This window comes from Streptomyces sp. NPDC045778 (genome assembly GCF_056431945.1).
This window is the reverse complement of sequence record NZ_JBWKJZ010000006.1, coordinates 91,023-105,720: the sequence shown is the minus strand read 5'-3', so window position 1 is coordinate 105,720 and position 14,698 is coordinate 91,023. Positions and strand designations below refer to the sequence as shown.

Genomic DNA, 14,698 nt, shown 5'->3' with positions numbered 1-14,698 from the left:
AGGAGACACGGTGAACCCACCCACCCGCTACGCCGAAGCCCTACTGACCGGCATGCTCGGCACCTTCGGCCTGAACGTCGAGTACGTCCGGGCGGAGAAGAACTCCCTGTACCACCTCGACGAGACAGGCGCCGAGGTGCGGGTGCTCGACCTGGTCGGCGGCTGGGGCTCGCTCATGCTCGGCCACAACCACCCGGAGATCGTGGCGCACGCCAAGCAGCTCCTCGACACCGGCGTGCCCGTGCACTCGCAGTTCTCCGAGCACCCGACCGCCGACCGGGTCGGCGCGGTCCTCAACGGGATCATCGCCCGGGAGTTCCCCGGCGCGGAGCCCTACCCGGTGATCTTCGCCAACAGCGGCGCGGAGGCCGTCGAAGCGGCCGTCAAGCACTGCGAGTTCGACCGCGCGCTGCGCCTGAAGAGCCTGTTCGAGCAGATCGAGTGGAACGCCGACGCGGCAGTGAAGGCGGTGCGCGCCGGCGCCGCGCGGCTGCCGGACGACACGTCCCTGCTGCCCGGCGACGTACCGGCGCCGACCACCGCCGAGGAGTTCGGCGCGCTGCTCGGCGCGGTGGCCGCGCACAACATCGGCCTCGCGGGCACGAGCCCGGTGTTCTTCGCCCTGGAGCGGGCGTTCCACGGAAAGCTCCTCGGCAGCACCCAGTTCACCTTCAACCCGCTCTTCCGGGCGGCGTTCGCCTCGCTCGGCCTGCCGGTGACGTTCGTACCGCCGAACGACGCGCCGGCGTTGCAGAGCGCCGTCGACGAGCACCAGCTCGCCGCGCTCGACGTCGAGGTCGTGGACGGCCGGGTCACGCTCGTCGAGCGGCCCTTCCCCGTCATCGGCGGGCTGATCGTCGAACCCGTCCAGGGCGAGGGCGGCATCCACGCGCTGACGCCCGAGTACGCGGCCCGCGTCCGGGAGATCTGCGACGCGGCCGGGTGCCCGGTCGTCATCGACGAGATCCAGACCGGCATGGGCCGGACCGGGAAGTTCTTCGCCAGTTCCCACATCGGGCTGCTCGGCGACTACTACCTGCTCGGCAAGTCGCTCGGCGGCGGCATCGGCAAGACCTCCGCCATGCTGGTCCGGCAGTCGCGCTACCGCCCCGAGTTCGAGCTGGTGCACAGCTCGACCTTCGCCAAGGACGGCTTCACCACGTCCGTCGCCCTGCGCACGCTCGAACTCCTCGAAGCCGAGGACGGGGCCGCCTACGACCAGGCCGCCGAGCGCGGCGAGCGCATCCTCGCCATGCTGCGCGAGCTGGCCGACGCATACCCGGACGTCGTGCTCGACGTCCGCGGCAAGGGCCTGCTCATCGGCCTGGAGTTCACCGACCAGAGCCAGGCCGCGTCCCCGGTCATCCGCGAGAAGGCGGCCGCGGGCCTGCTGGTCTTCCTGATCGGCAGCTACCTCCAGCTCGTCCACCGCATCCGTACGGGGCCCACGGCCAGCGTGCCCAACATGCTGCGCATCGAGCCCTCCATCCACATCACCGACGAGGAGATCGAGCAGCTGCGCACCGGCCTCACCGAGGTCTGCCGGATCCTGCGTCACCAGGACGCGCTGCCGCTGATCCACCCGCTGACCGGCACCGCGCGACAGCCGCGCGAGATCCAGGACTTCCGGGAGCGGCCCGCCGGCCCGGCAGCGCCCGAAGGCCCCGCCACCCACAAGGCCGCGCTCGTCGGCTACCCGCTGACCCCGGGCGCCCTGCGGGAGCTGGACCCCTCGCTCGCCGGCCTGGACGACGACGCCCTGCTCGCCTACGTCCAGCGCTCCGAGCTGCTCAAGGACCTGCCCGCGACGGCGCCGGTGCGCTACACCTCGCCCCAGGGCACCTCGGTCGACCTCACCGTCTACCCGCTCCTGGTGTCACAGCAGCAGCTGCGCGCCTACCGGACCACAGGGCAGACCTTCCTGATCGGCCTCGACCTGGACCGCAGGGTGCGCGCGGCCAAGGCGGACGGCCACGAGACCGTGGGCATCGGCTTCGGCCTCGGCGCGGTGAGCGAGCACGGCCGCGCCCTGCGGGTGCCCGGGGTCACGCTGACCGCGGGCAGCACGCTGGCGGTCGGCGCCACCCTGGCCGCCCTCGAGAAGCCCGCGCTCGAACGCTTCGGCGACCTGGGCGGGTTGACGGTCGCGGTCGTCGGCGGCGGTGGCCGCGTCGGCTCCGCGCTCGCCGCGCTCAGCGCCGAGCACGTCGCGAGGATCGTCCTCGTGGGCAGCGGCCGGGAGGGCTCGGCCGACCGCCTGCGCGCCACGGAGCTGAGGATCTACCAGGACGCGTGGACGCGGATCGCGGCCGGGGGCGAGCTGACCGGCATCGCGGCGGCCCTCGCCGCCGAGCCGCTCATCGCCAAGTGGCTGGCCGACGGGCGCCCCGGTGACGAGCCGAGCGCCGAGGCCGTCGCCGCGCATCTCGCCGATTCCCACGACGTCAACCCGTACGTCCTCACGACCGAGGACCATTTCGAACTGCGGAATGCGCACGCGGTGATCGCGGCACATTCGAGTCCGGTTCCGGTACTCGACGAGAAGCATCTCGGGCAGGGCGCGATCGTCGCCGATCTGTCCTTCTTCGGCACCGGTGCGGAATCGGCCATTGTCGCCGGGCGTGACGATTTGCTTTACCTGCGGGGTGGTGTTCTTTCCGGACCGGAGGATACGATTCTACCGCGTGGTTTCAATGGTCCATTGAACACGGGTGAATTGCTGGCGGGGGCTGCGGAAGTAATCGTCCTCGCACTGTCCGGCGCTGACGGAACGTTGAGCGATGGCGCCATCACCCAGGAACGGGTGCACGCACTCATCGATCTCGCCCAACAGCACGGGTTCGAGGCGATTTCCGCCTGACGGCTGCCGGGAATTCAGTTCGCCGGACCATCGGCCGATGGTCCGGCCTGACCGAAAAAGGTAAGTGAATGTCAGAGTCAGCAGATACCCGAGCGAAGGTGGCGGCGGAACTCTCGTCCGATCCGCACTACGCCAAGCGCTGGTTAATCCTCGCGGTCATCGGTGTCGCCCAGTTCACGATCTTCCTGGACACCACGGTCGTCAACATCGCGCTGCCGTCGGCCCAGGCCGACCTCGGCTTCGGCGACGGCGACCGGCAGTGGGTCGTCACGGCGTACGCGCTCGCCTTCGGCAGCCTCCTGCTGCTCGGCGGCAGGGTCGTCGACCTGATCGGCGCCAAGCGGTCGCTGATGATCTCGATCGTCGGCTTCGGCATCATGTCGGTGCTTGGCGGCGCCGCCAACGGCTTCGCCATGCTGGTCACGGCGCGCGCCCTCCAGGGCGCCTTCGCCGCCCTGGTCGCCCCGGCCGCGCTGTCGTTCCTGCTGACCGTGTTCAAGGACCCGAAGGAACGGGTCAAGGCGTTCGGTGTCTACGGCGCGCTCGGCAGCGGCGGCCTCGCGCTCGGTCTGCTGCTCGGCGGCGCCCTCACCGACTGGCTCGACTGGCGCTGGTGCCTGTACGTCAACGTCATCTTCACGGCGGCGGTGTTCGTCGGCGCGATGCTGACCATGCAGAACCGCCAGGCGGAGCACCGCCCGGACAAGCTCGACCTGCCCGGCACGGTGACGGCGTCCGTCGGCCTGTTCTGCCTGGCCTACGGCCTGTCCAACGCCGACGACGGCGAGTGGGGCGGCGCCGACGTGTGGGGTCTGCTCCTCGCGGGCGGCGTCCTGATCGTCGCGTTCGTCCTGTTCGAACTCCGTACGCGCACCCCGCTCCTTCCCATGCGGATCGTGCTGCACCGCAACCGCGGCAGCGCGTACCTGGGCATGTTCCTGCTGGGCATCGGCCTGTTCGTGCAGTTCCTGTTCCTGACGTACTACCTCCAGCTCATCCTGGACTTCTCCGCGATCGAGAGCGGGCTCGCCTTCCTGCCGATGATCGTCGGCATCGCGATCGGCGCGACCACCATCCCACCGGTGCTCGAACCGAAGCTCGGCTCGCGCGTGCTGATCCCGGGCGGGCTCGTCCTCGCCGCCGTGGGCTCGTTCTGGCTCGGGCAGCTCACCGTCGACAGCTCGTACGCCGGCGGCATCCTCGCGCCCATCTTCATCGCGGGCGTCGGCTTCGGGCTCGTGGTCTCCCTGGGCGCGGCGGTCGCCACGGTCGGCGTCGAACCGCAGGACGCCGGTGCCGCGTCGGCCCTGGTCAACACCGTGCAGCAGGTCGGCGGTTCGATCGGTACGGCACTGCTCAGCACCCTGGCGGTCACCGCGGCGGACAACTTCGTCGAGGGCAAGCCGCCCACGCCGCAGCTCGCCGCCGAGGCGTCCGTGGAGAGCTACACCACGGCGTTCTTCTGGGGCGCGGTGGTGTTCCTCGCCGGAGCGGTCATCTGCGGCCTCCTCTTCGACCGCCACGTCACGGCCCAGCCCGATGCTGAACTGGGGGATGCGGCGCCGGTCCCCGGCATGTGAGCCGCCCTTCGTCCGCGGGTGCGTAGGGGCTGACCGCGCAGTTCCCCGCGCCCCTTGGGTGCGCCCCCTATTGAGTCGACCTTTGTCTGCGGGTGCGTGGGGGCTGGTCGCGCAGTTCCCCGCGCCCCTTGGGGTGGTGCCCTTGCACCCCAGGGGCGGGGGGCCGTGCGGGAGTGACCCTGAGGGGCGCGGGGAACTGCGCGCTCGACCACGACACACCCGCAGTCGAAAAGAACGGCCGCCGCGTTGGCCCTTGGTTCCAAGGACCAACGCGGCGGCCGCATTTGGTGTCAGGGGCCCCTGGGGCCGCAAGGCCCCACTCGATTGACTAGCCCGCACGGAGTGATGCGACCTACCGAGGAGGACTTCGTGACAGCAGTGGCCGGTGAGCGGGCTGACATCACAACCGGAGCGGCAGCGGTGGACGCGGCGGAGCTGTTGCGGCGCGCCCGCGAGCTGGGTCCGCTGATCCGCGAGCACGCGGTGAAGACCGAGCAGGACCGCAGGCTCGCGGAGGAGGTCGTGGACGCGCTGCGGGACGCCGGTCTCTTCCGGCTCACGACGCCGGCCCGGTTCGGCGGCTACGAGCTGCGGATGCCGGACCTCCTGCCGATCGTCGTCGAGGTCGGCAAGGCCTGCGGCTCGGCGGGCTGGAACCTGTCCATCGACACCGCGTCGACCCGGTTCGCGCTGAACGCGCTGCCGGAGACCGCGCTCGAGGACGTGTTCGACGGCAACCCCGACGCGTACGTGATATCCACGGCCCACCTGTCCACGACGAAGGCGTGGCGCGCCGAGGGCGGGTTCCGGGTGACCGGCACCTTCCCGTGGAGTTCCGGCTGCGAGATCGCGGACTGGGCGTACATCCCGGTCGTGCACGTCTACGACGGCGACGAGCAGACCACGGACCTCGTGGGCGTCGTGGTGCCGATGAGCGACCTGCGGATCGAGCGGACCTGGCACTCCGCGGGCCTGTCCGGCTCCGGTACCCACACCGTCGTGGCCGAGGACGTGTTCATCCCGGAGCGCCGGGCGACCCCGTTCAGCCTCACGGACCTCGTCGGCGAGGACCACCGGGACAGCATGCTCATCCAGGGCAGCGCGCAGTCGCTCGCCGCGATCGTGGGCGCGGCGCAGGGCGCCCTCGAGGTCACCAAGGCGCACCTGGACAAGGGCCGTCCGATCACGTACGCCAACTTCGAGCGGGCCGCCGACGCGCCGTCGGTGCAGATGTGGTTCGGCGAGGCCGCGCACCTCATCGAGACCGCCCAGATGCATCTGACGGAGGTCGGCAGGGCGCTCGACGGCATTCCGGAGACCCAGCAGATGCCGTGGGCGGAGCGGGCGCGGATCCGCATGCACGAGAAGTCCGCCCAGGAGAAGTCGCGGGCGGGCGTGGAGAAGCTGCTCGACGCGGTCGGCGGCAGCGCCTTCGCCCTCTCGAACCCGCTCCAGCGCCTGTGGCGTGACATTTCGGTGATGAGCCGGCACAACGCGCTGAACGCGCCGCTCATCCTGGAGGACTACAGCCGCGCGGTGCTCGACATCCACCCGGCGGTGACCCTCCTTTACTAAGACGCCTGCCCGGCCCTGTAAAGGTGTCCGGGCCCATGCGTCGCCCGCGCGTCGATATGACCCGGTGGCCGGAAGAATACGGCGGCCGGGTCATAACGGCGCACTTTTCTTTTGTCCGCCCTAGTTCCCGGCCACCAGATTTCACATCGCGTTTTGGTTCCCGACGACAAGCCGGGCCGTGCGCACGCCCTGTTGACTGCCGGACATGAGACAGATCGCCGTGGTCGGAATGGCTTGTCGGTTCCCTGGGGCCGGCGACAGCCACGAGTTCTGGCAATTGCTGCGCAGCGGGGCCGACGCGATACGTGAGGCCCCCGCCGACCGGTGGCCCGGCGCCGGACTGCCGCACCGCATGGGCGGGTTCCTCGACGACGTCGACCGGTTCGACGCCCCCTTCTTCGGCGTCTCGCCGCGCGAGGCCGCCGCCATGGACCCGCAGCAGCGCCTCATGCTCGAACTGGCCTGGGAGGCCCTGGAGGACGCCCGGATCGTCCCCGCCACGCTCGGCGGCGGCGACACCGGCGTGTTCGTCGGCGTGATGTACGACGACTACGCGGCGCTCCAGGACCGCCTCGGCGAGGCCGGGATCGGCCGCCACACGATGACCGGCACCCGCCGGAGCATCATCGCCAACCGCGTCTCGCACCATCTGGGCCTGCGCGGCCCGAGCCTGGCCGTCGACACCGCGCAGTCCTCCTCGCTCGTGGCCGTCCACATGGCGTGCGAGAGCCTGCGGCGGGGCGAGTGCGGCGTCGCCGTCGCCGGGGGCGTGAACCTCAACCTCCTGGCCGAGACGACGCTCGGCGCCGCGCGGTTCGGCGGCCTGTCACCGGACGGCCGCTGCTTCACCTTCGACCGGCGGGCCAACGGGTTCGTCCGGGGCGAGGGCGGCGGCGCCCTGGTGCTCAAGCCGCTGGCCGACGCGCTCGCCGACGGCGACGACATCTACTGCGTCCTCGACGGCGGCGCCATGAACAACGACGGCGCGGGCGAGGGCGACCACGCCGGGCTCACCGTGCCGAGCGCGTCCGCGCAGGAGGAGGTCGTACGGCAGGCCTACCGGCGCGCCGGCGTCGCGCTGCGCGGCGTGCAGTACGTGGAGCTGCACGGCAGCGGCACCCGGGTGGGCGACCCCGTCGAGGCCGCGGCGCTCGGCGCCGCCCTCGGGCAGGCCCGGCGGCCGGACGCCCCGCTCGCCGTGGGCTCGGTCAAGTCCAACATCGGGCACCTGGAGGGCGCGGGCGGCATCGCCGGGCTGCTCAAGGTGGTCCTCAGCATCCGGCACCGGGAGCTGCCGCCGAGCCTGCACTTCACCGCGCCGCCCCCGGACATCCCCCTCGACGACCTCCGCCTGCGGGTGCAGACCGAGCTGACGCCGTGGCCCGAGCCGGACCGGCCGCTGGTGGCCGGGGTCAGCTCGTTCGGCATGGGCGGCACGAACTGCCACCTGGTGGTCAGCGAACCCCCGGCGACGGGCCCGGCGGCAGCACCCGGGGCCGGCCCGGCGGACGGTGAGCGCCCGGCCCCCGCGGCCCTCGCCTGGCCGCTCTCGGGCCGCACCCCCGAAGCGCTGCGCGCCCAGGCCGCCAGGATCCTGTCCTTCGTCGACGCACAGGCGGCGGCGCCCGCCGCCGACATCGGCCTGTCCCTCGCCACCACCAGGACCGCCTTCCGGCACCGCGCCGTCGTGACCGGCGGCGAGCGGGCCGAACTCCGGCGCCGCCTGGCCGGGTTCGCCGGGGGCGCGGCCGTCGCCGGAGTGGTCGAGGGCCAGGCCACGGCGGCCGGCAGGACGGTGTTCGTCTTCCCCGGGCAGGGCTCGCAGTGGGCGGGCATGGCCGTCGGACTCCTCGATGCCGTACCGGAGTTCGCCGCGTCGATGCGGGCCTGCGAGGAGGCCTTCGCGCCCTACGTCGACTGGTCCCTGAGCGAGGTCCTGGGCGACGCCGCCGCCCTGGAGCGGGTCGACGTCGTCCAGCCCGCGCTGTTCGCCGTGATGGTGTCCCTGGCCGCCGCGTGGCGCTCCTGCGGGGTCGAGCCCGCGGCGGTCGTCGGGCACAGCCAGGGCGAGATCGCCGCCGCGTGCGTGGCGGGCGCCCTGTCCCTGGAGGACGCCGCGCGCGTGGTGACGCTGCGCAGCCAGGCCATCCTCGCGCTCTCCGGGCGCGGCGGGATGGTGTCGGTCCTGCGCTCCGCCGCCGAGGTGCGCGACCGGCTCGCCGAGTGGCAGGGCACGGTGTCCGTCGCGGCGGCCAACGGCCCCTCGTCCGTGGTGCTCTCCGGCGACGCCGACGCCCTGGACCACCTCGTCGAACGGTGGACCGCCGAAGGCGTCGAGACCCGCCGGATCGCCGTCGACTACGCCTCCCACTCCGCCCACGTGGAACAGATCGAGGAGCGGCTGCACACCGCCCTCGCCGGGATCAGCCCGAAGACCTCGGACGTGCCGTTCTACTCCACGGTGACCGGCGGCCTCCTGGACACCGCCGCACTCGACGCGGCGTACTGGTACCGCAACCTGCGCCGGACCGTGGAGCTGGAGCGGGCGACCGAGGCGCTGGTGCGCGACGGGCACGGCGTGTTCGTCGAGTGCAGCCCCCACCCGGTGCTCGTGCCGCCGCTGCGGGAGACGGTGGAGCGGGCCGGGGTCACCTCCGGCGTCGTCACCGGCTCGCTGCGCCGGGGCGAGGGCGGCCCCGAGCGGTTCCTCACCTCGCTCGCCGAACTGCACGCGCGCGGCGCCGACGTGGACTGGTCGCGCGTGTTCGCCCTGCGCGGCGCCCGGACCCTTCGCCTGCCCACGTACGCCTTCCAGCGCGAGCGGCACTGGCTGGACGGGGCCGCGGCGCGGGCCACGGCCCCCGACGCTCCAGCGGCCGCGCCCGCCCCGGCCCCGGCGCTCCCCGCCGGGCCCGACCTGCTCACCCTCGTACGGTCGACGGTCGCGGTCGTCCTCGGGCACGCGGGCGCCGACGCGGTGGAGCCGGGCACGACCTTCAAGGAGCTGGGCTTCGACTCGCTGTCCCTGGTGGAGCTGCGGGACCGGCTGAGCACGGCGACCGGCCTCACGCTCCCGGCGGGGACGCTGTTCGGCCACCCGACACCCGCCCGACTCGCCGCGCATCTGCGTACGTTGACGCCCGGCGGGGAGCAGGCCACGCAGGCGCGGCCGGCCGCCGCCGTCGCCGCGGCGGCCGACGAGCCGATCGCGATCGTCGGGATGGCCTGCCGCCTGCCGGGCGGCGTCGCCTCGCCCGAGGACCTGTGGCGCCTGGTCCTGGACGGCACCGACGCGATCTCGGAGTTCCCCGCCAACCGCGGCTGGGACACCGCCCGGCTCTACGACCCCGACCCGGACCGGGCGGGCACGTCCTACGCCCGGCACGGCGGATTCCTGCACGACGCCGACCAGTTCGACCCCGAGTTCTTCGGCATCTCGCCGCGCGAGGCCCTCGCGATGGACCCCCAGCAGCGCCTCCTCCTGGAGACGTCCTGGGAGGCCCTTGAGCGGGCCGGGCTCGACCCCGCGGGGCAGCGCGGCGCGGCCGTGGGCGTCTTCGTCGGGGCGATGGCGCAGGACTACGGCCCGAGCCTGCACGCCGCGCACGCCGAGTCCGACGGCTACCGCCTGACCGGCAGCACGATCAGCGTGGCCTCGGGCCGCATCGCCTACACGCTCGGCCTCCAGGGCCCCGCCGTCACCGTGGACACCGCCTGCTCCTCCTCGCTCGTGGCGCTGCACCTCGCGGCGCAGGCCCTGCGCGCGGGGGAGTGCTCCCTGGCCCTCGCCGGAGGGGTCGCGGTGATGTCGACGCCCGGCATGTTCGTGGAGTTCAGCAGGCAGCGCGGCCTCTCCGAGGACGGCCGGTGCAAGGCCTTCGCCGCCGCGGCCGACGGCACCGGCTGGGCCGAGGGCGCGGGCACCCTGGTGCTCGAACGGCTCTCGGACGCGCGGCGCAACGGCCACCGCGTCCTCGCCGTGGTGCGCGGCAGCGCGGTCAACCAGGACGGCGCGTCGAACGGGCTCACCGCGCCGAACGGCGTCGCCCAGGAGCGGGTGATCCGCCAGGCGCTCGCCGGTGCAGGCCTGTCCGGCGCCGACGTCGACGTGGTCGAGGCGCACGGCACCGGCACGACGCTCGGCGACCCCATCGAGGCCGACGCGCTCGCGGCCACCTACGGCCGTGGCCGGCAGCCGGAACGCCCGCTGCTGCTCGGCTCCCTGAAGTCCAACATCGGCCACACCCAGGCCGCCGCCGGCGTGGCCGGGGTGATCAAGATGGTGCAGGCCCTGCGGCACGGCACGGTGCCGAGGACCCTGCACGTCGACGAGCCGACCCCGCACGTGGACTGGGCCGCGGGCGGCCTGGAGCTGGTGACCGAGGCGCGCGGATGGCCGGAGACCGGCCGGGCGCGCCGGGCCGGGGTGTCCTCGTTCGGCATCAGCGGCACGAACGCCCACGTCGTCATCGAGCAGGCCCCGCAGGAGGCCGTCGAGCGGGCCCCGCGGGAGCGGGCCGCGCGGCCCCCGTCGGCGCGCCCGGAGCCCGGCCCCGTGCTGCCCTGGGTGCTCTCCGCGAGCGCGCCGGACGCCGTCGCGGATCAGGCGGCGGCCCTGCTGTCCTTCCTGGACACCCACCCCGGCCTCGACCCGGAGGACGCCGGGTTCTCGCTGGCCGCCGCCCGCTCGGGGCTGCCGCACCGGGCCGCCGTCGTCGCGGCGGACCTGCCCGCGCGGCGCAGGGGACTCGCGGCGCTCGCCGAGGGCAGCGACGCCCCCGGCGTGGTGCGCGGCACCGCTCGCGAGCCGGGCGGTGTGGTGTTCGTCTTCCCCGGCCAGGGCTCCCAGTGGGCCGGGATGGCCGTGGAACTCCTCGACGCGGCCCCGGTGTTCGCCGCGTCCATGCGGGCGTGTGCCGATGCCCTCGCACCGCACGTCGACTGGGACCTGTTCGAGGTCCTGGGCGACGGCGCCGCCCTGGAGCGGGTGGACGTCGTCCAGCCCGCGCTGTTCGCCGTGATGGTGTCCCTGGCCGCGCTGTGGCGCTCCTACGGCGTGGAGCCCGCCGCCGTGGTGGGCCACTCCCAGGGCGAGATCGCCGCCGCCTGCGTCGCCGGGGCTCTCGGCCTGGCGGACGCGGCGAAGGTCGTCGCCCTGCGCAGCAAGGCCATCCTGGCGCTCTCCGGCACCGGCGGCATGGTCTCCGTCGCCCTGTCCGAGGACGCGGCGGCCGACCGCCTGCGCCCGTGGGACGGCCGGATCTCCGTGGCCGTCGTCAACGGCCCGGGGGCGGTCGTGGTCGCCGGGGCCCTGGACGCCCTCGACGAACTCGTCGCCTCCTGCGAGGCCGACGGGGTGCGCGTCAAGCGGCTCCCGGTGGACTACGCGTCGCACTCGGCGCCCGTGGAGCGGATCGCCGACGACCTGGCCGCGCTCCTGACCGGCCTCACGCCGCGCCCCGCCGAGATCCCCTTCTACTCGACGGTGACCGCCGACGTCCTGGACACCACCGCCCTGGACGGCGCGTACTGGTACCGCAATCTGCGCCGGCAGGTCCGCTTCGCCGAGACCGTGGGCGTGCTCGCCGAGCGGGGGCACTCGGTGTTCGTCGAGGTCAGCCCGCACCCGGCACTGACGACCGCGGTCGAGGACCTGGTGGAGCACGCGGTCGCCGTCGGTTCCCTGCGCCGCGACGACGGCGGCCCGGAGCGCTTCCTGACCTCGCTCGCCGAGGCGTACGTACGCGGCGTACGACCCGACTGGCGGGCCGTCTTCCCCGGCGCCCGGCCCGTTGACGTCCCCACCTCCGCGTTCCGGCGGCGGCGCTACTGGCTGGAGCCCGCGCGGACCGGCGCGTCGGCGGACGTCGAGGCCGCGGGCCTCGCCGCCGCGGACCACCCGCTGCTCGGCGCGGTGGTGGAACTGCCCGGCTCCGGCGTCGTCCTGACCGGACAGCTCTCCGTGCGGTCCCAGGCGTGGCTGGCCGACCACGGGCTCGGCGACACGGTGGTCCTGCCCGGCGCGGCCTTCGCCGAGCTGGCGATCCGCGCGGGCGACGAGGTGGGCTGCGACCAGGTGGCGGACCTGACCTGCGAGGTGCCGCTCGTCCTGCCGCCGCACGGCGGGGCCGACGTCCGGGTCACGGTCGGCGACGAGGACGAGTACGGCCGCCGCCCCCTGGCCGTCCACGCCCGCCCGGCGGACGGCTCCGGCGGCTGGACCCGGCACGCGAGCGGCCTGCTCGCCGCCGGGCCCGCCGAGGACTTCGACCTGGCCGCGTGGCCGCCCCCGGGCGCCGTCGCGGTGGACTGGGACGGCGGCTACGACCGCTGGACCCGGCTCGGCTACCGCTACGGCCCCGCGTTCCAGGGCCTTCGCTCCTGGTGGCGGCGGGGCGAGGAGATCTTCGCCGAGGTCGCGCTGCCCGAGGCGGTCGCGGCGGACGCGGGCCGGTTCGGCCTGCACCCGGCGCTGCTCGACGCGGCCCTGCACGCCGCCGTCGGGGACGGCCCGGACTGCCTCCTGCCGTTCTCCTGGCAGGGCGTGTCGCTGCGGGCCACCGGCGCGGCCGCGCTGCGCGTGCGGATCGCGCCGGAAGGGCCGGACACCCTCGCGCTGTGGCTCGCCGACACCACCGGCGCCCCGGTGGCGTCGGTGGAGTCCCTCGCCCTGCGCCCGATGCCCGCGGGCGAGCTGACCGCCGGGCCCCCGGACGCGCTGTTCCGGGTGGACTGGGCCGAGGCACGCGCCCCGGAGACCCCCGGCGCGCCCCCGTCGTGGGCGGCCGTCGGCACGGACGACCTCACGACCGGCGCGCCCCTCCACACCGACCTCGACGCGCTCGCCGCCGCGGGCCCGATACCCGACACCGTCCTCGCCCCGATCGCCGAGACCGACACCCACGCCGTGGCGGGCCACGCCCTGAGCCTGATCCAGGAGTGGCTGGCAGACGACAGATTCGCCACATCAAAGCTGGTCTTCGTCACCCGCGACGCGGTAACGACGACCGGGCCTGAACCAGGGGCGCCCCAAGGGGGCGCGGGGAACGCCGCGACCAGCCACAACGCAAGCACAGCGGCCCGCACCCGCGACGCGGTGATTACGGACGGGGCCGGGCCGGGGGCGCCCGATAGGGGCGCGGGGAACTGCGCGACCAGCCACAACGGACCCGCAGAGGCCAACGCAAGCTCAGCGAACCGCACCCGCGACGCGGCGGCCGCAGGGGCCGCAGGGGCCGCGGTATGGGGCCTGGTCCGCACCGCGCAGCGTGAGCACCCCGACCGCTTCGCGGTCGTCGACCTGGACGCCCACGAGGCGTCCACCGCCGCGCTGCCCGCCGCCCTCGCCACCGGCGAGCCGCAGCTCGCGCTGCGCGACGGACAGCTGCTCACGCCCCGGCTCGCCCGCGCCACGGGCCTGCCGGCGGCCCGCCCGGACCTCACCCCGGGCACGGTCCTCCTCACCGGCGCCACCGGCACCCTCGGCGGACTCTTCGCCCGGCACCTGGTGACCCGGTACGGCGCCACGCACCTGCTCCTGACCAGCAGGCGCGGCCCCGACGCCCCCGGTGCGGCCGAACTCGCCGCGCAACTCACCGAGTTGGGCGCACACGTCACCGTGGCCGCCTGCGACGTCGCCGACCGGGACGCGCTCGCCGCGCTCCTCGCGACGGTGCCCGCCGAGCGGCCCCTGACCGGCGTGGTGCACGCCGCCGGGCTGCTCGACGACAGCGTGCTCGAGGCGATGCGGCCCGAGCAGCTCCACCGGGTCCTCAGGCCCAAGGTCGACGCCGCGCTGAACCTGCACGAGCTGACGCTGGGGCTCGACCTGTCGATGTTCGTGCTGTTCTCCTCGGTCGCCGGGATCCTCGGCCTCTCCGGGCAGGCGAACTACGCGGCGGCCAACGCGGTTCTCGACACCCTCGCCCAGCGCCGCGCCGCGCGGGGCCTGCCCGGCGTGTCGCTCGCCTGGGGCCTGTGGGCGGAGGCCAGCGGCATGACCGGCCACCTCGCGGACGCCGACCTGAGCCGGATGCGCCGCGCCGGACTCGCCCCGCTGACGTCGGCGGAGGGCCTGGCCCTCTTCGACGCGGCGGTGGCCTCCGGCACGGCCCTGCTCGTCCCGGCCAGGATCGACCCGGCCGCCGTGCGGGCGCAGGGCGCGGTGCCCGCGCTGCTGCGCGGCGTGGTCCGCGAGCGGGTCCGCCGCGCGGAGGCCGCAGCGGGCGGGACGGGCGGGTCGGCGGGCGGCGCCCCGCTCGGCGAGCGCCTGGCCGCGCTGCCCGCCGACGAGCGCGCGGCGGCCCTCCTCGACCTGGTGCGCGAGCACACCGCCACCGTCCTCGCCCACGGCACGGCGGGCGAGGTGGACGCGGCCCGCACCTTCAAGGAGCTGGGCTTCGACTCCCTGACGGCCGTGGAGCTGCGCAACCGCCTGGGCACGGCGACCGGCCTCCGGCTGCGGGCGACCCTGGTGTTCGACTACCCGACGCCGGCGGCGCTCGCCGCCCACATCGGCGCGTCGCTCGGCCCGGCCACGACCGCCGTACCCGAACCGGCCGAACCGGCCGCTGCGGCACCCGACCATGAGTCCGCGCCGCCGGGCGGCGAACTCGACGGCCTTGAGCTCGACGAGCTCTTCGATCTCATCGATGGCGAACTCGGCACGTCCTGAAGCGGGGGT

4 protein-coding genes are annotated in these 14,698 nt (G+C 74.3%); all 4 read left to right on the top strand.

Annotated elements, in window-relative coordinates; genetic code table 11:
• Positions 1 to 10: 10 nt before the first annotated feature.
• Positions 11 to 2,860: an aminotransferase class III-fold pyridoxal phosphate-dependent enzyme gene (locus AC07GB_RS10020; RefSeq protein WP_478843453.1), complete on the top strand. Its 2,850-nt coding sequence runs from the start codon at positions 11 to 13 to the stop codon at positions 2,858 to 2,860.
• Between the two features lie 68 nt (positions 2,861 to 2,928).
• Positions 2,929 to 4,440, top strand: a complete 1,512-nt coding sequence (locus AC07GB_RS10015; protein ID WP_478843451.1) for an MFS transporter — start codon at positions 2,929 to 2,931, stop codon at positions 4,438 to 4,440.
• 369 nt (positions 4,441 to 4,809) lie between these two features.
• A complete protein-coding gene (locus AC07GB_RS10010) occupies positions 4,810 to 6,015 on the top strand; it encodes an acyl-CoA dehydrogenase family protein (RefSeq protein ID WP_478843450.1) in 1,206 nt (401 codons plus the stop codon).
• Between the two features lie 205 nt (positions 6,016 to 6,220).
• Positions 6,221 to 14,689: a type I polyketide synthase gene (locus AC07GB_RS10005; RefSeq protein WP_478843449.1), complete on the top strand. Its 8,469-nt coding sequence runs from the start codon at positions 6,221 to 6,223 to the stop codon at positions 14,687 to 14,689.
• Positions 14,690 to 14,698 lie beyond the last annotated feature (9 nt).